General features: G+C 63.0%; 16 protein-coding genes. 7 read left to right on the top strand and 9 right to left on the bottom strand.

From position 1 onward, the window contains the following. Nucleotides 1–354 precede the first annotated feature (354 nt). Genes E8E78_RS02465 through E8E78_RS02480 form a run of 4 tightly spaced genes read right to left on the bottom strand, consistent with a single transcriptional unit; the run spans nucleotide 355 to nucleotide 5434 of the window. Complete coding sequence (locus E8E78_RS02465) at nucleotides 355–1908, bottom strand: ABC transporter substrate-binding protein (RefSeq protein WP_049273625.1); 1554 nt, start codon at nucleotides 1906–1908, stop codon at nucleotides 355–357. Between the two features lie 4 nt (nucleotides 1909–1912). After that, nucleotides 1913–3112, bottom strand: coding sequence for an LLM class flavin-dependent oxidoreductase (locus E8E78_RS02470; RefSeq protein WP_049273624.1), 1200 nt, complete (start codon nucleotides 3110–3112; stop codon nucleotides 1913–1915). A 12-nt stretch (nucleotides 3113–3124) separates the two neighbouring features. Continuing rightward, on the bottom strand, nucleotides 3125–4348 hold the full coding sequence (locus E8E78_RS02475) for a lipase family protein (protein WP_059395064.1): 1224 nt from the start codon (nucleotides 4346–4348) through the stop codon (nucleotides 3125–3127). A gap of 12 nt (nucleotides 4349–4360) precedes the next feature. Beyond that, nucleotides 4361–5434 carry a PhnD/SsuA/transferrin family substrate-binding protein gene (locus E8E78_RS02480; RefSeq protein WP_016500369.1) on the bottom strand — a complete coding sequence of 358 codons (1074 nt, stop codon included), beginning with the start codon at nucleotides 5432–5434 and terminating at the stop codon, nucleotides 4361–4363. A gap of 293 nt (nucleotides 5435–5727) precedes the next feature. On the opposite strand from E8E78_RS02480, the gene E8E78_RS02485 reads away from it, so the two are divergent. Next, complete coding sequence (locus E8E78_RS02485) at nucleotides 5728–6786, top strand: sigma-54 dependent transcriptional regulator (protein WP_049273620.1); 1059 nt, start codon at nucleotides 5728–5730, stop codon at nucleotides 6784–6786. Between the two features lie 143 nt (nucleotides 6787–6929). On the opposite strand, the gene ttdB is transcribed toward E8E78_RS02485, so the two are convergent. From ttdB to E8E78_RS02500, 3 genes are read right to left on the bottom strand one after another with little or no spacing between them, the layout of a single operon-like run. After that, entirely contained in the window at nucleotides 6930–7538 is a 609-nt protein-coding gene (gene ttdB, locus E8E78_RS02490; protein ID WP_003259286.1) for a L(+)-tartrate dehydratase subunit beta, read from the bottom strand. Continuing rightward, nucleotides 7535–8434 (bottom strand): L(+)-tartrate dehydratase subunit alpha, encoded by a 900-nt coding sequence (gene ttdA, locus E8E78_RS02495; RefSeq protein WP_280313983.1) that lies wholly within the window; start codon nucleotides 8432–8434, stop codon nucleotides 7535–7537. The genes ttdB and ttdA overlap by 4 nt, the downstream gene beginning before the upstream one ends. 53 nt (nucleotides 8435–8487) lie before the next feature. After that, nucleotides 8488–9819, bottom strand: coding sequence for a dicarboxylate/amino acid:cation symporter (locus tag E8E78_RS02500; protein WP_016500366.1), 1332 nt, complete (start codon nucleotides 9817–9819; stop codon nucleotides 8488–8490). Between the two features lie 194 nt (nucleotides 9820–10013). On the opposite strand from E8E78_RS02500, the gene E8E78_RS02505 reads away from it, so the two are divergent. From E8E78_RS02505 to E8E78_RS02530, 6 genes are all read left to right on the top strand, one after another. Further along, complete coding sequence (locus tag E8E78_RS02505; protein ID WP_016500365.1) at nucleotides 10014–10925, top strand: LysR substrate-binding domain-containing protein; 912 nt, start codon at nucleotides 10014–10016, stop codon at nucleotides 10923–10925. 152 nt (nucleotides 10926–11077) lie between these two features. Continuing rightward, complete coding sequence (locus E8E78_RS02510; RefSeq protein WP_041167783.1) at nucleotides 11078–11587, top strand: sigma-70 family RNA polymerase sigma factor; 510 nt, start codon at nucleotides 11078–11080, stop codon at nucleotides 11585–11587. Between the two features lie 3 nt (nucleotides 11588–11590). After that, on the top strand, nucleotides 11591–12538 hold the full coding sequence (locus tag E8E78_RS02515; protein ID WP_049273616.1) for a FecR domain-containing protein: 948 nt from the start codon (nucleotides 11591–11593) through the stop codon (nucleotides 12536–12538). 188 nt (nucleotides 12539–12726) lie between these two features. Beyond that, nucleotides 12727–15213 carry a TonB-dependent siderophore receptor gene (locus E8E78_RS02520; RefSeq protein WP_049273614.1) on the top strand — a complete coding sequence of 829 codons (2487 nt, stop codon included), beginning with the start codon at nucleotides 12727–12729 and terminating at the stop codon, nucleotides 15211–15213. Nucleotides 15214–15272: 59 nt separating this feature from the next. After that, on the top strand, nucleotides 15273–15758 hold the full coding sequence (locus E8E78_RS02525) for an isochorismatase family cysteine hydrolase (protein WP_016500361.1): 486 nt from the start codon (nucleotides 15273–15275) through the stop codon (nucleotides 15756–15758). 79 nt (nucleotides 15759–15837) lie between these two features. Next, entirely contained in the window at nucleotides 15838–17688 is a 1851-nt protein-coding gene (locus tag E8E78_RS02530; RefSeq protein WP_049273612.1) for a DUF3857 and transglutaminase domain-containing protein, read from the top strand. A gap of 158 nt (nucleotides 17689–17846) precedes the next feature. Here E8E78_RS02530 and E8E78_RS02535 read toward each other — a convergent pair whose 3' ends face one another. Together E8E78_RS02535 and E8E78_RS02540 are read right to left on the bottom strand one after the other, a co-directional pair. Further along, nucleotides 17847–20297, bottom strand: a complete 2451-nt coding sequence (locus tag E8E78_RS02535) for a TonB-dependent receptor (protein ID WP_016500359.1) — start codon at nucleotides 20295–20297, stop codon at nucleotides 17847–17849. Between the two features lie 85 nt (nucleotides 20298–20382). Then, nucleotides 20383–21330, bottom strand: coding sequence for a FecR domain-containing protein (locus E8E78_RS02540; RefSeq protein WP_059395056.1), 948 nt, complete (start codon nucleotides 21328–21330; stop codon nucleotides 20383–20385). Between the last annotated feature and the right edge of the window lie 2 nt (nucleotides 21331–21332).

A 21332-nucleotide genomic window follows, 5' to 3' on the forward strand; every position in this document is an offset into this window, starting at 1 on the left:
CGTCGTCGTCAGTCTGTTCGGCCTGCACGGTGACGGTTTGCAGCTGGGTGTCTTCGGCGTGGGCCAGCGGCGCGCTGGCGGCCAGAATGGCCAGCGCCAGTGCGCTGGGCTGGAATTTGGGGTGCAGCAAGGTAACGCGGGGCATTGGCTGGGCCTCGTTCAATAGTAGGATTGTGGAAGTGACGAGGGCGCAGCCGCGCCTGTGGTTGGTCTGGTTGTTGTGTTGTCTGTCCCGGCCCTATCGCCGGCAAGCCAGCTCCCACAGGAACTGCGCTGGCTTGAAGGCTTGCGCTATCCCTGTGGGAGCTGGCTTGCTGGCGATAGGGCCGGGACAGGCGGTAGAGGGCCTGCAGGTCAACTTCTGAGCCACAGGCTCTCGAACCGCCAGGTACTGAACAGCGACTGCTCGGCCTGCGCGCCACCCACGCGGGTGCTGACGCTGTCGAGCAGGTCGGCAAAGCCCCAGATCAGCATGCCGCCGCGCTCGTACTGAATGCGTTGCGCGCGGTGCACCAGCGCCTTGCGTTTTTCCAGGTCCGGCTGGGCCATGGCAGCGAGGAAGGCCTCACTGAATTCGGGGTCGTGGAAGTGGGTTTTGTTGGCCACTGCGAACGGCGCGTCGGTGTGGATGGCACTGGCCAGGTACGGCGCACCGATGCTGCCGCCGGTGCTCAAGGTCCAGTCGTCGCGCTGCGGGCCCTGGAAGGTGGCCAGGTCTACCTGGCGCACGTTGATGGTCACACCGATACGCCGCGCCTGCTCGGCCAAGACCAGGGCCGAAGCCAGACCCGCCCCTGGTGTGGTCACCAGTTCCACCTGCAGCTGTTCATGGCCGGCTTCGCGCAGCAACTGCGCTGCCCGCCGCGGGTCGTAGGGGCGCGGGCCGATGCTGTGGTCGAAGGTGGGGTCGAACGGTGCATACAGGTCGTTGGCCACCCGGCCCTGGCCATTCAGCGCACGGCGCACCAGTTCCTCGCGGTCGGCCAACAGGCGGAATGCCTCGCGCACGCGCGGGTCGTCGAACGGTGCCTTGGCGGTGTTCATGTCGAACGACAGCCAGTTGCCACTCACCGACTTCAGCAGCCGCAGCCGTGGGTCGGCCTGCAGCACCTGCAGGTGCTCCGTGGACATGACGTTGGCCATGTCGATCTGCCCGGCACGCAACGCCGCCAGGCGGCCGGTCTGGTCCTTGAAGTCGATGATCTCCAGTTCATCGGCGTAGGGCTTGCCGGGCTTGTAGTAGTTGTCGAAGCGAGTGAACAACGAGCGCTGGCCCGGGGTGAAGCTTTTCAGTTTGTATGGCCCGGCACCGACCGGGTTGGTGACCGGGTGGTAGTCCACCGGTACGATGCCGCCGAAGTTGACCCAGGTTTCCGGCAGCGGCAGGTAGCTGCGCCCTTCGCGAAAGCCCAGGCGCACGGTACGGTCGTCCAGCTTGACCAGGTTGTCGCGGTCCACCCAGTGCAGCAGCGCCGCATAGGGCGAGGCCAGCTGCGGGTCGGTGAGGCGGCGGATGGAGAAGATCAGGTCATCGGCGTCGATGGTCTTGCCGTGGTGGAACTCCAGCCCAGGTTTCAGCCGCAAGGTCCAGCCGCTGGCATCGGCGTTGGGCTCGGCGAACTCGGCCAGGGCCAGGCGCGGCTGCATCTGCTCGTCCCATTCCCACAGCTTGCTGTACAGGGCAAAGCCACGCACGATGCCGCTGCCGATGGGCTTGTGGGCGTCGAGGTTGCCGCTCTGGTTGCCGTCGATGATGCCGAGGCGCAGGCGCCCGCCATGGCGCGGCTGGTCGGTGGCGGCATGGGTCGGGCTGTCGGCGGGGCCGCAGCCGGCCAGTAGCCCGCCCGCCAGCACCCCGGCGTGGCCGAGGAAGCCGCGCCGGCTCAGTGGGTAACCGTCCCAGGCCATGGCGTCAGGCCCCGTTGCTGGCGTGCAGTTGCACGGGTTGGCCTGCCGGGCGGGCAATGGCTGCACGCTGCGCACGGAAGTGCGGCAGGATATGCTCGCCGATGCGATAGGCCTCCTCCAGATGCGGGTAGCCGGCGAGGAAGAACAGGTCGACACCGATGCTGTGGTACTCGCGGATACGCGCCACCACGTTGGCATAGCTGCCCACCAGCGCACAGCCCGGCGGGACGCCGATGTAGCCGAAGCCGGTCCACACATTGGGGTGGATGAAGAAGTCGTCGAACGCCTGCTGCTCGTCCTGGTCGCTGTAGCCGTGCTCGTAGCTCAGCTTGCGCGCCGTGCGCAGGCCGGCGTGGGCGGCGCGGGCCTTGACCGTGCCCTTGGCCACGCCTTCGTCGAAGAAACGCTTGGCCTCCGCCAGTGCGGCTGCTTCGGTGTCACGGGCGATCACGTCGATGGACAGGCCAAAGCGGATGTCGGTACGGCCCCACTTCAGCGCGCGGGCGCGGATGTCGGTGATTAGCGCGGCAATTTCGTCCGGGTGCTCGGCGCGCATCAGGTAGAAGTCGGCGTGCTTGGCGGCGAACTCACGTGCTGCCACCGACGAGCCAGCGGTGCAGATCAGCGGCAGCTCGGCTTTTTTCAGCGGGCCGCGCAGGCCACCGCCTTCGGCGCGGTAGTAGGTACCTTCATAGTGAAACTGCTCGTTGTGCCAATAGCCGCGCACCACGTCCATGAATTCGGTGGCACGGGCGTAGCGCTGGTCATGGTCTTCGAAGTCGCCCACCTGGCGCTGGATGGCATCGGAGCCGCCGTTGATGATGTTCCACACCAGGCGGTTGCCGGTGGCGCGCTGGTAGGTCGCGGCCTGTTGCACAGCCACCCACGGGGTGTAGTGATAGGGCTGGAACGCGGTGACGAATTTCAGCGTGCGGGTTTCCCGGGCCAGCAGCGAGCACACCGTCCATGGCTCTTCGCCGGTGGGGGCGTTGACCATCAGCGCGCCGCCAAAGCCGTTTATTTCAGCGGCGCGGGCGATTTGGCCGAGGTAGTCGATATAGGTGAAGTGATCACCCACGGCGAAACCTGACACCGCACCGGTACTGGGCCCACCCGCATGCCAGTCACCGCGGTTGCGCGGGTCGCCGGGGAGGAACTGGGTTTCGCCATGCAAGGGCAGGCGGGTGAAGAATTCGATGCTCATGGGCTGGCCTCCTTACTGGACGCTTGGGCTGCAATTGGGGGTAACTGGCTGGCCACTGATGACCTGGCGGGCGAAGGGGATCGAGTCCTTCAGCGAGGCATTCACCGTTTCGCTGTGGCCCAGGCCCTTGTACAGGTGGCCCTGCACCACCGAGCCGGCCTTGCAGGCGTCCTGCATCAGCGCCACCTGGGTGGCGGCGGCGGGGGTCTTGTCCTCGGCGCCGGTGCCGATGAAAATCGGCTGGGCCAGTTTCAGGGTCGGGTACGACACCTGCGCCAGCCATGGCTTGAGCTGGTCGCCCTTGTAGTCTTTCTTGGCGTTGGCCGGGGTCAGCCCTGTGCCGACCACGTCGCTGACCAAGGCTGACAGGCAGCTGGTGCGCGCCTGTTCGAACAGCGGCAAGGCTTTGTCGGTGTAGAAGTCGCGCGGGTCGATGCTCGGGTCGTACTGCTGCGCTGCCAGCAGGGTGTAGAAGCCATAGGCCAGGGCCGGGTCGACCTTGTCCTGGTCCTGTTCACCGACATTCTTCGAGCCCACGGTGTAGATCACCCCCGTGCCGATACTGCCCTTGACGCCCAGCTTGGGCGCATAGGTCGCCGCATAGGCACCCGCGGCAAAGGCCCCCGCGCCACCTTGCGACTGGCCTATGATCAGCACTTTGTCTGCCAGCCCTGGCACACCGGCTACCACAGCCTTGGCAGCATCGAGAATGCCGTAGGCCGCCATGCGGTTGTTCAGCAGCGGGTGGCCGCCCGGTACACCGAGGCCTTGGTAGTCGGTGGCGACGATGGCGTAGCCTTCATCGAGCCAGCGGTTGAGGTATTGCACGTCGCGGTAGCTGCGGCCAGCCCAGGACGGCGCGCAGATATCTGCCACGCCGACGGTGCCGTGGCCCCAGCTGGCGACCGGCCAGCCGCCCGCAGGTGCCTTGCCTTTGGGTATGAACAGTGCGCCGGAAACCACGACGGGGGTCTTGCCGTCGATGCCATCCAGCGAGGTGTACAGAATGCGTTGCGCGCTGGCTGCATTGGGCAGGCTGAGCGCCTGGTCCAACGGCTCGCTGCGCAGCAGTTTCCCGGGAGTGGCGGGGATGGCCTTGCTCCAGGTGTAGAAGGCCGACACACGGCCATCGCCCTGCTGCGGGTCGGGTTTGGGCGCGTAGGTTTCGGCGGCCATGGCATCGACGGACAGGGCCAGGGCGCTGAGGCCAAAGACGAGCGAAGCAGGCAGTTTCATGGGTTAAGGCTCTCAAGGTTGTTGGCTGATCTGGGCGTCGAGGGACGGCCAGTAGTGGGTCAGTTGCAGGTCGATCAGCGCCTGGCGGGTAAAGCCCGTGGCCAGGTCGCTGGTGATGTCGTAGGGCGTTCGGATCAGCCGGTTGGCCAGGGCGTACTGCCCCAGGGCGTCGTAGTGGGCCTTGAGCTGGGCATCGCTTTTCGGCGCCCAGCGTGCCTTCCACGCGACCGGGTCGTCCTGGTCGTCCCGGCGCAGCACGCTTTCGCTCACACCGGCACGCGAAGACAACCCGTAGTAGGCGTCGCGGTTCTGCTCCTGGGAGATCCACCAAGCCGCGCGCACCCAGGCGGTGGCGACCAGTTGCGTCAGGTCGGCGTGCTGCTGCACGAAGCGGTCAGTGCCCCACAGGTCCGACACCAGCCGCCAGTCGTTGGCGCCTTGCTTGGTCGACCAGAGGATGCGCGCCACGCCTTTGTCTTCCAGGGCATAGGCTTCGTTGAGCAGCACGGCGGCGTCGACCTTGCCGGCGGACACCGCAGCGGCGCCTACTTGTGGGTTGAGGTTGGCGATCTTGAAATCACCGAGTGCCAGACCCTGGCTTTGCAGGAAATTGCTGAAGGCGAACTCCCACGGGCGGCCGCGGTGCAAGGCCAGGCGCTTGCCTTTGAGGTCCTGGATGCTGCGCACCGTCGAGTTGCTAGGTACTACCAGGTAGATGTTGTTGCCGCTGCCACCCGGTACCACCAGCTTGCCCGGCACCTGGCCGGCACCAGCGATGACCGAAGGCAGGTCGCCGCGTACGGCAAAGTCCAGGCTGTCGTTGCTGAAGCCTTCGTTGATTTGCGGCCCGGCGCCGGCATGGGGCAGGGCGGTCCATTGCAGTTTCACGCCGCGGGCGGCCAGTTGCTGTTCCAGCCAGCCTTCTTCGATCACCCGCCCGGGGATGCCGCCGAACACCGGCGCTCCACCCTGGGTGAACGCGACAATGGCGATGCGCACCGCCGCCGGTGGCTCGGCTGCCAGCGCAGCCAGGCTGAGGAACAGGCCGCCCAGCAGGGCGAGGGCATGACGCCAGGGATTGTTCATGTGCAGCTCCAGGCAAAGGTTCTACAGGCCAGGAGCGAAATGCATGCCAGCATGCCTTAAATTGGCTGAAGTCCCCTATTTACAAGGCCTCCAGCCATGAACACGTTGGCGTGCGAGTAAAGGTCTGCTGATCGGCGGGCAGGGGAGTGCTGACGGGTTGCTGCTGTGGCAGCAATGGGTTGCTGAAAATTTGAATATTCTTAATTAGAATATCTAAAGATTAATTAATAATTTTTTGATCTAATTTGTTTCATGCACTATGGGCCTGCGCGTCAACTGCCAGGAATGCCCCTATGTCGCTGATCACCCACCCCAATGCCCGCGAGCTGACCAAGTCGGTACGTGCCACCGTGCTCGTGTTCAAGGACCCGCGCTCCCAGGAACTGCTCAGCCGCATCGAGCGCCTGGCGCCCAGCGAGGCCAATACCCTGATCATCGGCGAAACCGGCACCGGCAAGGAGCTGGTTGCCCGTCATATCCACCACCTCAGCCGCCGTGGGCGTGAACCCTTCGTGGCTGTGAACTGCGGTGCCTTTGCCGAAACCCTGGTGGAGAGCGAGCTGTTCGGCCACGAGAAAGGCGCGTTTACAGGCGCCACCAGCAACAAGGCCGGCTGGTTCGAAGCGGCCAATGGCGGCACGCTGTTCCTTGATGAGATCGGCGACCTGCCGCTGAACATGCAGGTGAAGTTGCTGCGGGTGCTGCAGGAGCGTGAAGTGGTGCGACTCGGCTCACGTACGCCGATCCCGATCAACGTGCGGCTGGTGGCGGCGACCAACGTCAACCTGGCCGATGCGGTGGTGGCGGGGCACTTTCGTGAAGACCTGTTCTACCGCTTGCATGTGGCGACGATTCGCTTGCCGCCGCTGCGCGAGCGGCCGGGGGACATCCTGCCGCTGGCGGAATTCTTCATCGAGGAACATTGCCGACGTCTGGGTTACGAGCGTGCTTCGTTGAGCCCGGATGCCGAACGTAAATTGCTGGCGCATAGTTGGCCGGGCAACATCCGCGAGCTGGAGAATGCCATTCACCATGCGTTGCTGGTGTGCCGGTATCAGGTGGTGGCGCCGGCGGACCTGCACCTGGTCGATATGCGGCCACAGGTGTCGGCGCCGGTTGCGCATGCGTATCTGCCTGCAGCGGGCGCAGCACCGCCTGACCTGGAAACCGCGTTGCTGGCGTTGTTCGAGCAGAATGTGCCGAATTTGTATGAGCACATCGAGGAGACGGTGTTCAGGGCGGCGTATCGATATTGCCACGGCAACCAGTTGCAGACAGGGCGGTTGCTTAACATCAGCCGCAACATCGTGCGGGCGCGGCTGGAGAAGATTGGCGAACTGTCGAAGGCTTGATTTGCTTGTCTTGGGGCTGCTTCGCGGCCCATCGCCGGCAAGCCAGGCTCCCACAGGGACTGCATATGCCCTGAGGCTCATACGATCGGGGTGGGAGCTGGCTTGCTGGCGATGGGCCGCACAGCGGCCCGAAAGTGGCTTGGTTATTTGATGAAGCGCACCTGGCTGTTGATCTTCTCGATCACTGCCCCTTTACGCTCGTTGAAGCGGGCCTTGTTCTGCTCGAACAGGTTGTTGCCCTTGGTATCGATGGAGATGATCAGCGGCCCGAACTCGCGAACACGGTTCACCCAAAGGGTCTCCGGCATGCCCAGGTCCTGCCACTCCGCACGCTCTATCTCTTCCACCTGGGTTGCAGCCAGCACTGCGCAACCGCCCGGGAACACCGCATGCACCGCCTTGTTTTCCAGGCAGCCGGTGGTGGTTTCCGGCCCCATGCCACCTTTGCCGACAATCAGCTTCACACCGGTCTGCTCGATGAACTGCTTCTCGAACTTTTCCATGCGCATGCTGGTGGTCGGGCCAATGGAAACCATCTCGAAGCTGCCATCATCCTTCTTCCTGACGATAGGGCCTGCATGGAAAATCGCACCGCCACGCAGGTCAACCGGCAGTTCGCGGCCCAATTCGATGAGGCGCCGGTGTGCCACGTCACGGCAGGTCACCAGTTGGCCGGTGAGGTAGACGACGTCACCGACGTTGAGGTTGGCCAGGTCTTCGTCGCTGATCGGTGTGCTCAGGATCTTTTTCACAGTACTACCCCTTCGTGCGAGAGGATGTCGTAGGTCAGGTCGGCGTTGATGCGGATCTTGCCGCGGCGATGTGCCCAGCAGCCGGTGGACACTGCCACGCCGATGGTGGAGGGGTGGCGGGCCGAGGACTCGATGTTCACGCCCATTACGCTGCTGTTGCCGGTGAGCCCCTGGGGGCCGATGCCGATTTCGTTCAGGCCGTCTTCCAGCAGCTTTTCCATCATTGCTGCGCTTTCGTTGGGGTGGCTGGAGTCCACCTCGCGCAGGATGGCCTTCTTCGACAGGCGTGCTGCTGTCTCTACCGAGGTCGAAACCCCGACCCCCACCAGCAACGGCGGGCAGGCGTTGACCCCGCGAGAGGTGATCACATCGAAAACGAACTCGGTCATCCCTTCATAGCCTTGCCCCGGCATCAGCACCTTGGCCGAACCTGGCAAGGTGCAGCCGCCACCGGCCATGTACACATCGACGATGGCGTAGTCGGCATCGGGGATGATTTCCCAGTCCAGCCACGGGATTTTCGAGCCGGTGTTGGTGCCGGTGTTCTTCTCGATGAAAGTTTCCACCGCGTTGTGGCGCAACGGCCCCTGGATGGTGGCTTCCTTGGTGGCGTTTTCGAGGATGCTTTCCATCTCACCCAGCAGCGGGAAGCGCGCCCCGGCCGAGACGAAGTACTGGATCACCCCGGTATCCTGGCAACTGGGCCGGTTGAGCTTGTCGGCGTACTCCTGGTTGTCGGCCATCGAGTCGTACACGGCGATGGCCAGCGGGTTGGTTTCGGCGGCGCGCAACTTGGCGGTCTTTTCCTTCACGTCTTTGGGCAGGCGTTTGCCGATATAGGCGGTGAACTTGGCCATCACGTCGGTAAGCGATGACACGGCGGTTTCTTTGTCCATGATTATTTCCTCACTGCATCACAAGGCGGGTTCTTTTTGCTGTTATCGAAAGGTCAGGGTGTGGGTGTGCCGGCCTCCAGTTGTGCAAGGGCAGGGCGGGTATCGGTGGGTTGAGGTTCTGCCGGTAGCTGGCCGTCCAGGGCCTGGGCCATGCGTTGCTTGTCCAGTGCACCGACCCAGTTGGCGATAGCCACGGTGCCGACGGCATTGCCGATGGTGTTGGTGATGGCGCGGGCTTCGGACATGAAGCGGTCCACGCCCAGCAGCAGCACCATGCCGGCCACCGGGATGTTGTCCATGGTCGCCAGGGTTGCGGCCAGGGTGATGAAGCCCGAACCGGTCACCCCTGCGGAGCCCTTGGAGGTGAGCAGCAGTACGCCGAGCACGAGCAGTTGGTCCATCAGGGTCAACGGGGTGTTGGTGGCCTGGGCGATGAAGATGGCGGCCATGGTGTAGTAGATGCACTGGCCATCCGGGTTGAAGGTAAGGCCCGAGGGGATCACCAGGCCCACCACCGGTTTGGACACGCCGACCTTTTCCAGCTTGTTCATCAGTTGTGGCACCACCGATTCGGACGAGCTGGTGCCCAGCACCGTGAACAGCTCTTCCTTCAGGTACTTGAGGAACTTCCACAAGTTGAAGCCGGACAACCTGGCAATGGTGCCCAGCACGATCACCACGAACAGGAAGCAGGTCAGGTACATGGTTGCCATCAGCTTGCCCAACGACACGATGGAGCCCAGGCCGTATTTGCCGACGGTGAAGGCCATGGCGCCGCAGGCGGCCAGCGGGGCTACACGCATGATCATGCCGACGATGAAGAACATGCCGTGCGAGAACGCCTCCAGCACATCCACCATGGGCTTACCACGAGGGCCGAGGTGCGAGAGGGCGATGCCGAACAGGGTGCTGAACAGCAGGATCGGCAGGATTTCGTTCTTGGCGAAGGCGTCGGTCACGCTGCCGGGTATCACATGCAGCATGAAGTCGATGAAGCCGCCGCTGTTCCCGGCCGCGGCAGCGGTGTAGGTCGAGATGCTCTTGGCGTCGAGGGTGGCAGGGTCGACGTTCATGCCTTGGCCGGGCTGTACGATGTTGACCACCACCAACCCCAGTACCAGGGCAAAGGTGGACAGCACTTCGAAGTAGATCAGCGCACGCACACCCACGCGGCCGAGTTCCTTCATGTTTTCCATCTTGGCGATGCCCAGCACCACTGTGGCGAAGATGATGGGGGCGAAGACCATCTTGATCAGTTTGATGAAGGCGTCGCCGATGGGCTTCAAGTCTGCGCCCACCTGGGGCCAGAACACCCCGATCAGCACCCCGAGGGTTACGCCGATCAATACCTGTACGTAAAGCTTGCCGAACAATCGCTTGGCCATTGCCGTCTCCGAATTATTGTTGTGAGTCGGATTTATCTGGCGGCCGGGCTGATCGTGGGGTGCAGGTCACACCTGGCCTTGGCGGCCGAAAAGCCCAGCTTCTCTGTGGTTAATCACGCAGGGCAAAAGGTAATGGTTTTTCAAAAATGCTGTAATACAATGAAATTCAACTCATTGTTTCCCTCAGGTTAATTATGAATCCGGTATCGGAGCTGGCGTTCTTCACCCAGCTGATCAGGGTGGGCAGCCTGGCGGGTACTGCGCGCGAACTGAACCTGACACCGCCCGCAGTCTCCAAGCGCCTGGCGCAGCTGGAACAGCGCCTGGGTGTGCGCCTGCTTAACCGCACAACACGCAGCATCAGCCTTACCGCCGAGGGCGAGACCTACCTGGTGAATGCCCGGCGGATACTGGGTGAGATCGAGGAAATGGAGCGCCAGGTGTCCAGCAGCCGTGCCGAGCCCAAGGGCCTGCTACGGGTCAATGCGCCGCTGGGTTTTGGTCGTACGCATGTGGGGCCGGCAGTGTCGTCGTTTGCCAGGCGCTACCCCGAGGTGGAGGTGCAGTTGCACCTCACCGACCGCCCAATCGCCCTGCCGAACGACGCTATCGATGTGGCCATCCGCTTTGGTGAGCTGCCTGATTCGCGTCTGATCGCGCGCAAGATCGCTGCCAACCGCCGCCGGTTGTGCGCGGCGCCCGGTTACCTGGAGGCCCACGGCACCCCAGAAGCGCCAAAAGACCTGGCCAGCCACAACTGCATCGTGTTGCGCCAGAACGATGCCGCGTTCGGCATCTGGCGGCTCAGCCGTGGCAAGCAGAGCGAGTCGGTGAAAGTGCGCGGCAGCCTGAGCACAAACGATGGCGAGGTCGCCCTGAACTGGGCCCTCGATGGGCAAGGCATCCTGATGCGGGCCGAGTGGAACCTGGCTGACCACCTGCGCAGTGGGCGGCTGGTGGAAGTGCTGGGTGACTACCACACCCCGCCCGCGGACATTTATGCGGTGTACCTGGAGCGCCTGAACCTGTCGGCCAAGGTGTCGTGCTTCGTTGAGCACTTGAGAACGTTCTTCCGACAGGGAGAAACTCTGGCTGCGTGGCAGTGAGCCGATTTGCCGATGGCGTGTGGTCGGCTCAGCATACTAAGGCTTGCCGAAAACCTTGGTTTCCCATGACCGCTGCGCAAAGCAATTGCGAAATCCGGTCAGACTCGGGTTAAATGAGAGTCATTATTAAAGACGCTCTGATCGGTTCTACCATGTCCTATGCTGACCCTTCCCTGCAAAAAGCCGTGCACACGCTCTACGAGGACCATCATTCCTGGCTGTGCGGCTGGCTGCGCAGCAAGCTCGGGTGCATGGAGCATGCGGCCGACCTGGCCCAGGACACGTTCATACGGGTGCTGACCCTGCGCAAGGCCGCGGAGCTGCAACAGCCACGGGCTTATCTGAGCAGCGTGGCCCGCAGCCTGATGATCGACATGTTCCGGCGCCGTGCCGTGGAGCAGGCCTACCTGGAAACCCTCGCGGCACGGCCCGAGCAGGTAGAGGTTTCGCCCGAGGCGCGCCTGCTGATCATCGAGACCCTGCTGGAAATTGATCGGCTCCTCGACGGCTTGGGCACGCGTACCCGCGAGATCTTCCTCATGGCCCAGCTGGATGGCCTGAGCTATGTGGAAATCGCGCGGCGCCTGGATGTTTCGCTCACTACCGTCAAAAAGCATGCAGTGCGGGCGCTGACCCATTGCCTGATGCTGGCCGAGGCGTGAACGATGGCGGGGGCTGAACCGTTGGACCGCAATACCCTGGAGGCTGCCGCACGCTGGTATGTCGAGCTGCGCTGCCAAGCGGATGACAGCACGCGAGCGGCGCATCAGCGCTGGTTGTTGAGTGACCCGCGACACCTGCAGGCCTGGGAGCGCCTGGCACGTTTGCAGGGCAAGCTGGCGCAGGTCACACCCGGTATTGCACGGCCAACGTTAAGCAGCGCCAGGGCCAAGCGGCGTGAGGTACTCAAGGTGCTGTCGGTGCTGCTGGTCGCGGGCGCGACAGGGGGTGTGGTGCTGCGTGATGGCGGCGTTGCGCGGTTGATGGCCGACGTGCGCACAGGCGTTGGCGAGCAGCGTTCGTTGTGGCTGGACGATGGCAGCCAGTTGCAATTGAACACCGACACTGCTGTTGATATTCGCTACGACGGCCAGTGGCGCGCACTTGAGTTGCTGAAAGGGGAGATCCTGGTGCAGACCGCATCGGATGCATTATCCCGCCCGTTCATCGTGCATACCGGGCAGGGGAGTGTCCGCGCACTGGGTACGCGTTTTATCGTGCGCTGCGACGCCGACGTTACGCGGGTGTGCGTGCTGCAGCATGCGGTGCAAGTGCGCAGTGCACAGAGCATGGCGGCTGTGCGGGTAGAGGCCGGGCAACAGTTGCAATTCAACACCGAAAAGATGGGCAACGTGACACCGCTAGCGGTGATGGCAGACGCCTGGTCCCGCGAGATGTTGATCGTGGATGACTGGCGCCTCGCTGATGTCGTGAGCGAGCTGCAGCGGTATCGGCCCGGGTACCTGGGCTGCGATGAGGCCGTGGGCGGGTTGCGACTGTCCGGGGCGTTTCACTTGGGCGACCTCGATATCGTCCTGGAAAACCTGACCACCACGCTGCCTGTGCGCATTCGTCGCTTCAGCCGCTACTGGACGCGCGTCGAGGCTGGCTGAAGCCTGATGCCGGTAGTTGAGCATTTTAGGGCTGCGCAGCAGCCCTAAAATGCTTGATTGAGTGTCATGGCCTGAAGGCCGGCGATTTTTTTTGCCTGGGGGGTTATCGATTGTCGTTCTCGTTCGACTTGTAGGTAGACGCGCACCAAGCGCAATGAAAAACCTGCCGCAGGGCGAAAGGAAACCGCATGCTCGCTGTCAACGATTGCAACCGCATCTTCTTGATCAACTCGACCAAAACCAGACTGGCGCGTGCAGTGCATCGCGCATTGTTCAGTGTGGTGCTGGCCGCGCCATTGGCAACGGTGATGGTCGTCAGCCCTGCGGTTGCGCAAAGCCAGGCTGAAGCTTCGTTTGACATCGCCGCCGGCCCGCTGGCCACGGCGCTTACCCAATTTGCTTCGGCAGCGGGGGTAACGGTGTCCTTTGAACCGTCTTCGGTGCAGGCGCTGAAGTCGCCCGGCCTGCATGGCCGCTACAGCCCCGATGCCGGGCTGCGTCAGTTGCTGGCGGGTAACCGGTTGCAGGTGTTGAAGCAGGCCAATGGCAGCTACTCGCTGCTGCCCATGGTCGGTGACGATTCGACCCTGCAGCTTGATACCACCAGCGTGACCGGCGCGGCCTTGGAGTCCGCCTATGGGCCGGTGAATGGCTACGTTGCCAGCCGCAGTGCCACCGGCACCAAGACTGACACGCCCATCCTGGAGATCCCCCAGGCCATCAACGTGGTCACCGCCGACCAGGTGCAGGCCCAAGGCGCGCGCAACCTGACCCAGGCGCTGCGCTACACCCCGGGCCTGGCCACCGGTGGCTTTACCGATCGCAACAGCATTGCCGACGAAATCACCAGCCGCGGGTTTGCCCCGACCCCGCTCTACCTGGACGGCGCGTACCTGCCGTATGCCGGTAGCCTTGGGGGCGCACCTCAGATCGACCCCTACACGCTGGAGCGTATCGAAGTGCTCAAGGGCCCTTCTTCGGTGCTGTACGGGCAAAACCAGCCGGGCGGGCTGATCAACATGGTCTCCAAGCGCCCCACCCGCGAGCAGCGTAACCAGGTGAAGCTTGGCGCTGGCAGCTACAACCGGGTCAACGGTGCCTTCGATACCAGCGGCCCGCTGGACGAGCAGAAGGCGTTTACCTATCGCCTGGTCGGCGTCGCCGACAAAGGCAACGAGATGGTCGCTCACTCGCACAGCGAGCGCTTGTTGCTGGCGCCGAGCCTGACCTGGGCGCCAAATGAAGACACGTCCCTGACGCTGCTCGCCCAAATCCAGCGTGATGATGGCCTGCCCGATTATCAGACGTTGCCGATGATCGGCTCGCTCAAGCGTGGCCCGACAGGCCAGCATATCGACCGGGACTTCTTTTCGGGGGACTCGCGGTACAACGATTACAAGCGCAACCAGTATATTTTTGGCTATGACTTCAGCCACCGTTTCAACGAAGACCTGGCCTGGCGCTCAACGGCGCGATACACCGATGTGCGCGACCGCTACAAGGGCTTCTACCTGCGCAGCTTTGTGACGGATGGCGATGTAGTCGACTACACCCGCGCCAACCGGGTCAAGCTTGACTGGCGCCAGCACAACATCGCCTACACCATCGATAACAACCTGGAGTACACCTTTGACACGGGCGCACTGCGGCACACCTTGCTGGCCGGCGCGGACTACCGTCACTTCTCGCGCAAGTACGATGGTTACAACGCCTACAACGTGTTGCCGGTCGACCTGTATGGCAAGAACAACTACCCCACCAGCAACGTAACGCCGGTGCTGGATACCCGTTGGGACAACACCCTGCGCCAGACGGGGCTGTACGTGCAGGACCAGATCAAGCTGGACAACTGGATCCTGACGGTAGGCGGGCGCCAGGACTGGGCGGAAGTCGACAACAAGGATCTGCTGGCGCACAGCATTGCCTCCCAGCGCGACACCAAGTTCACCGGGCGCATCGGCCTTACCTATGTCACCGAGTTTGGCCTGGCGCCGTATGTCAGCTATTCCCAGTCGTTCTTGCCAACCGTGGGCACGGCAGCACCCGAGCGCGGCGGCAAGGCGTTCGAGCCAAGTGAAGGCGAGCAATACGAGGTGGGGCTGAAGTACCAGCCAGTCGACGGGACCTTGTTCACGGCTTCGGTGTTCCAGGTGAAACAGAAGAACATGCTGACCGGCGATACCGAGTACCCGCAGTACCAGACGCAAAATGGCGAGGTGCGCTCGCGTGGTGTGGAGCTGGAGCTCAAATCCAGCATCGAGAATGTCGATGTACTGGCCGCGGCCACCTACATCGACTCGTTCTATACCAAAAGCACCTATGGCGACCAAGGCAACCGCAATGAGGCGCAGGCCCCGGTGTCTGCCACATTGTGGGTGGATTACCACTTCACCCAGGCCACTCTCAATGGCCTGACGTTTGGCGCCGGCGCACGTTACACCGGCCGCAAGCAGGGTAACTCGGCCAATACCTTCGAAGTACCGGCTTATGCCGTGTATGACGCCACCGTCAGCTACGATCTTGCCAAGCTCGACCCAAGCCTGCGCGGCCTGCAGGCCAGCGTGAATGTGCAAAACATCTTCGATCGCGAGTACGTATCCGACTGCAACTATGCGTTCGGCTGCTATTACGGACAGGAGCGGGTTGCGTCGGTAGAGATGACCTACGACTGGTGATCAAGCCCCCGCGCCACGCGGTATACTCCGCGCCATTTTGCCAATGGCGGGAGAACGCTATGCGCCAGGTTTTGCTCATCGTCGATGTCCAGTCCACCTTCAGCCCGCCCGAGTGGCTGGTCGATGGCTTGCGGCGGTTGTCAGCGAACATTCCTACCATTGCCTCGGTCGAGTTGCATGACGAACAGGTCACGCCGTTCGAGCGGCAGCTCGGCTGGCACCCGGCGGCCGAGGACGAAAGCCTGGTCGAGGCCGACCAGGTGTTCATCAAGCATGGCTACGGGCAGAGCGCCGAAGCCATCGAGTACATCAGGCAACTGGGTGTGGAGCGGGTGCTGGTGTGTGGGCTGCAGACCGAAACCTGTGTGCTGGCCGCTGGCTTTGCCCTGTTCGATGCGGGGCTGACGCCCACCCTGGTGACGGACATGACGGTAGGGTCTTCGCTGGACCGGTCGGCCAAGCTGGGTATCGAACTGTGGCAGCATCACTTCCGCCAGGTCACGACCTCGGCTGAAGTGCTGGCCGAACTGGCGGGACAACGCTAAAGAATATTGTCACTTTGCCATCATGCGGCGCCAATGCGTATCATTGTCGATTGCATTCCGCTGATCGAGAAGGATCTCCATGCTTAAAAAGCCATACCTGGCAGCTGTTCTGCTGCCTGTCACAATGCTCTGGGCGGGCCTTGCCCACGCCTTTACCGATGGTATCGACCGTTCAATCACCCTGGAAAAGGTCGCGCAGACGTTCGTCGTGCAGAAGGACGGCAGCTTCCGTCTTGATGTCGACAGCGTCATGCTGATCAACGAAGAACGCGCCATCAAGACCAATGCCCAGCACCCGATAAGCTACAACCGTTCGCTGGAGACACTGGAGGTGGTCGAGGCCTACACGCAAAAGCCCGACGGCCGCAAAGTGCAGGTGGATGCCGCGCACATCAAGGAGCAGCAGGAGCAGGCTTCTGCGCAGGCGCCGATGTTCCAGGACTCGGTCAACAAGGTGGTCATCTTCCCCGAGGTTGCGGTGGGGGACCGGCTGGTGCTGCGTTATCAACGTAACCGCGCTACGCCGCTTTTCCCTGGGCAGTTCGAAGACATCACCGTGCCGCAGTTCTACCCGGTCGGGCAGTTTTCGCTGACCTACGACCTGCCCCAGGGCATGCCGCTGCAGGCCGATGCCCGTGGTTTCAAGGCGTCGTCACCCGCCAGCGGGGAAGGGCGCACGGTGTATCGCTGGGACTATGTACCGGCGGCGCGGGCGCGGATCGAGACAGGTGCAGTGTCGTACCTGGACTACGGCCATTACCTGGCGGTTTCGACGTTCTCCGGCTTCAAGGACTTCGCCCAGGCCTACCAGGCCAGGGCCACGGTCGAGGTCACTCCGCAGATCAGTGAACTGGCGAAGCGCCTGACGGCCGGCTTGCCCACCGCGCGGGAAAAGGCGCTGACCCTCAGTGACTGGGTACGCGAGAACATCCGCTATGTGGCGGTGTACGTCGGCGCTGGCGGGGTGGTGCCGCATGCCGCGCAAACCGTACTGGACAACCGCTACGGGGACTGCAAGGACCATGTTGCGCTGCTGGAGGCGCTGCTGGGCGCGGCAGGCATCAAGAGCACCCCGGCGCTGGTGAACCAGGGCACTGCCTATGTGTTCCCCAAAGTGCCGACCTTGGGTGTGCTGAACCATGTCATCACCTATGTGCCGGGCCTGGACTTGTACCTGGACTCGACTGACCCATCGGTTGCTTCCGGTTACCTGCCGTTGACCGTGCTGAACAAGCGAGTGCTGCTGACTGCCACTGGTGAGTTTGGCAAAACCCCGGCCATGCAACTGAACCAGGTTTCCAGTGACTTGCTGTTCAAGGTCAAGACCGATGGTGGTGCCGACTTCACCAATGTTTCGACGGTGAAGGGCTGGGCCAGCGAGATGAGCCGCTTCGGCTTGAAGTTGATGAAACCGGAAGACCGGGAAATGCTGGTCGAAAGGGTGCTGGCCGCCTATGGGCAGCGTGGCAGTGGTTCGATCAAGATCGAGCCGCCCACCGCCAACGGCGACTTTGTCAGCAATGTGGATGGGCACACGGAAAACCTGGTCAACCTGCCGGGGCCGGTGGGTGTGGCGACCCTTACCAGCCTGGCGGGCGGTATCTCGCAGAACGTCTACAGCTTCACCCTGGAGAAGGAACGCAGCCAGAGCTTCGTGTGCATTGGCAACGACACGGTGGAGACCTCGCGCTTCGAGTTCCCCGCCCAGGTCAACGTGCTGGCAATCCCGAAACCTGTGAAGCTGCATGACGGCAATGTCGACTACAGTGCGCGTTATTCCCAAGAGGGCAACGCAGTGTTGGTGGAGCGGCGTTTCAAGTTCAGCCACCCGGATGTAGTCTGCTCGCCGGAGGACTTCACGGCCATGAAACCGGCGCTGGAGGCAATGATCCGCGACCTGCAAAGCCAGATCATCGTGCAGGCAGGGTAGCTCTGACACCGGCCGGTTAAGCAATCAGGGCCGCTTTGCGGCCCATCGCCGGCAAGCCAGCTCCCACAGGCCCAGCGCAGGTCTCAAGTCGTGCGCGGTTCTTGTGGGAGCTGGCTTGTCGGCGATGAGGCCAGGACGGGCAGCACAAGGCAGTAGCTCTAGAAGTCCCAGCGCGTCGTCACCATCATGTTGCGTGGCTCGCCGTAGTACGTGGTATCGAAGTTGCCAAGCCCGGTCAGGTAGACCTTGTCGAACACGTTGTTGGCATTGACCGTGAAGCTCAGGTGCTCGCTGTACTGATAGCGGGCCATCAGGTCCACCAGGGTGTAGCCGCCTTGTTTGATGCGGGTGTAGTCGTTGGCGATCGGGCTGTAGATGTTGCCGTAGAAGCCGCTCTGCCAGCGCAGCCCACCGCCCACGGTCACCTGGTCGAATGCGCCAGGCAGGCGGTAGGTGTTGAACAGCCGCACTACGTGCTCAGGCTTGGTGGTTGCCAGAGGGAAGCCGAAAATCCGTTGGTCGTCGGCGTCGCGGGTACGGGCGTAGGTGTAGCCGGCGGTGACGTTCCAGCCGGGGGCCAGTTCGCCGGCCAGCTCCAGTTCGACGCCCTTGGTGGTGGCGCCGTCGATGGCTTTGTAGATACCTTCGTTGGTCACCGGGTTGGTGCCGATGTTGGAGGCGACGTTGTCTTGCTCGATGCGGAAGAACGCCAGGGTGCCGTTCAGCCTGCCGTCGAACCAGGCAGCCTTCAGCCCGGCTTCATAGCCGTCACCTTCGACGGGGGCGAGGGTGGCGCCGTTGATGTCCTTGTAAACCTGCGGCTGATAGATCGACGTGTAGCTGGCATACACCGAGTAGGTGTCGTCCAGGTCATAGACCACGCCCGCATAAGGGGTGACCACACCGTGTTCCTTGTAGCTTGCGTGGGTGTCGCTCAACGAAGACGTTGGGTAATAGTCCTGATCATCGTTGTACTTGAAGGTGCTGACCCGGGTGCCGAGGATGAGCGAAAGCTTGTCGGTCGGCCTCAGGCGGGTGGCCACGTAGGCGCCGTTCTGGCTTTGCGTGGTGGTGTAGTCGCCGTTTTTCGGGAAGTTCTGTTCCGGCAGTTTGCCATTCCAGTCGAAGATGGAGCCGGGCACCATGGCGAACGCGCTGCCGTCGTAGGTATCGCCGGTCTGCTTCGAATGAGAGGTCATGAAGCCTGCCACCAGGTCGTTCTCGCGGCCGAACAGGGTGAACGGGCCGGAGACATTCACGTCTGCGGTGTTCTGCACGCGGTGACCTTCCCAGCGCCCCCAGTACAGGAACATGCCCTCGCCGGTCGCCGGATCCGGGTTGCCGCCGCTGGCGGACGCCAGGCGCGTGTCATGATCGCTGATCATGTGGCTGAGGCTGAGCTTGACCTTCCAGTCGTTGGCCAGGGCCTGCTCCAGTGAGGTGAAGTAGGTGGTGGACTGGAAGTCGCGGCGGCTCCAGTCTGCCGCCGGGTTGTGCGAACGCGAGAAATCGGTGCGGCTGCCGTCGGAAAAGTAAGTCGGGTTACCTGTCCAGGACGACCCGCGCGGGGTGGTGGCCTGGTTGTCGATGCCGAAGGTGAGCAGGGTGTCTGGCGTCAGGTCGGCTTCAAGAATGCCGTAGTAGACATCCTTTTTCTGCTTGTAGTGGTCCAGGTACGACTTGCGGTCCTGGTAGGCACCCACCAGGCGGCCACGCACGCTACCGCTGTCGTTGAGCGAACCCGAAATATCACCTTCGGTACGGTAGTTGTCCCAGGACCCTGCGCTGGCGGTGATCGACGCCTTGAAGTCTTGAGTGGGCTTCTTGCGCACCAGGTTGACCGTCGCCGAGGGGTCGCCAGAGCCGGTCATCAGGCCGGTCGCACCCTTGATGACTTCGATGCGGTCGTAGGCGGCCATGTCGACGTGGGTCACGCCCTCATCGTAGACGCCGTCGTAGATGGTGTTGATGCCATCGTACTGGTAGTTGGTAATGGCAAACCCGCGGGCGGAGTACTCCATGCGTTCGCTGTCGTAAGCCTGAACCGAAACCCCGGGCGTGTTGCGCAGCACGTCGCCGATGTCTTGCGAGCCATGGTCGTCGATCACCTGGCGGGTGATCACGCTGACCGACTGCGGCGTTTCGCGCAGGGTCAGCGGCAGCTTGGTTGCGCTGGTAGAACCGCCGGTGGTGTAGGCGCCGGTACCCTCGGTGACGTTACCCAGCCCCAGGGCATCGACGCGGCTGGGGGCTAACTCCAAGGCATCGCCCTGTTGGGTGCTTGACAGCAGCGAATAGCGCCCGTCGCTTTCCCGGGTAGCCTGCAACCCGGTGCCACTGAGCAGAATCTGCAAGGCTTGGTCGACGTCATAGCGCCCCTCAAGCGCAGGCGAACGTTTACCGCGCGTCCAGTGGGTGTCGAACGACAGCACGATGCCAGACTCGGCAGCGAACTGGGTCAGCGTTTCGCCAAGGTCGCCCTGCGGCAGGTGGTAGTCATGGGCTTGCGCGGCGCTGGCAGCGCCAGGCCCCGCTAGCAGTGCAGTCAGTAACAGGCAGGTGCGCAGGCCTGGCGCAGTGAAAGGCCTGGGGTTGAAGCGGCAGGTCATCGTCGCGTTTCTCTGATAGGTAAAAGTCGGGATACCTATGAGTCGGATAACCCCTGGCAAAGTGATCAGGCGCCCAGCATTTTTTTTACGCCGCCGTGATGGTGACCCAGAAACGCGTACGCACCTGGACCTGCACCGGCAGTGACGTGGTCAGCGCGCGCAGGATCTGGTCGGTATCGTCGAGCCGGTAGGTGCCGCTAATGCGCAGGCCTGCCACGGCTGGCGTGCAGCGCAGCCAGCCCGGGCGGTAGCGTGAAAGGTTGCTGATGAACGCGTCGAGGCGCTGGTCATTGGCGATCAGCAACCCCCGGCCCCACGCATCTGCGGCCAAGGGGACGGTTTCCAGCGCGGCGAAGCCCTGGTCGTTGAACCGACAGCGCTCGCCGCTGTTTACCAGCAGGGTCTGGCCCGAGCTCAGGGTTACACGCGCCTGCCGGGCAAATACCTCCAGGCTGCTGCCGTCATCGAACAAACGCAGGGCGAAGCGGCTTTCGCCTGCCTCGACCGTGCCGTTTCGGGTGCTGACCGTGCAATGCTGGCGAGCTGGCACCGTGACCATGACTTCACCTTGGCGCAGCAGCAAGCGTGCAGGGCCGAGGCCGTCATCCACATCGACTGCAGAGGCGGTATTGAGCATCAACGCAGTGCCATTGCTCAGCATCAGCGAACGCTGTTCGCCCACGCCGGTGCGCACGTCTGCCAGCAGTGGAGACTGCTTGACCTCCCGGTATCCCCCCAGGCCCAGCGCGCCGCCGCCCAGCAGTATCAAGCCAGCCTTGACCACCCGCCGACGGCTAGCGTTGCGGCCGTGGGCTGCCAGCGCCAGTACGCGTGCAGACGCCGGGTTTTCGCTGGCTGCCATGCGCGTTTGCAGGCGCTCTGCCTGCTGCCAGGCCCAGGCATTGACCGGCGTCGCATTCAGCCACAGCTGCCAGGCCGAGTAATCACTGGCCTGCACCTCACCGCTGTTGAGCTGGCTGAACCAGTGCGCGGCCTGGCGCAACGAAGCCAGTTGCTCGGCATTCAGGTTCATGC

This window comes from Pseudomonas sp. BN505, from assembly GCF_029873175.1.
GTDB classification, from domain to species: Bacteria; Pseudomonadota; Gammaproteobacteria; order Pseudomonadales; family Pseudomonadaceae; genus Aquipseudomonas; species Aquipseudomonas putida.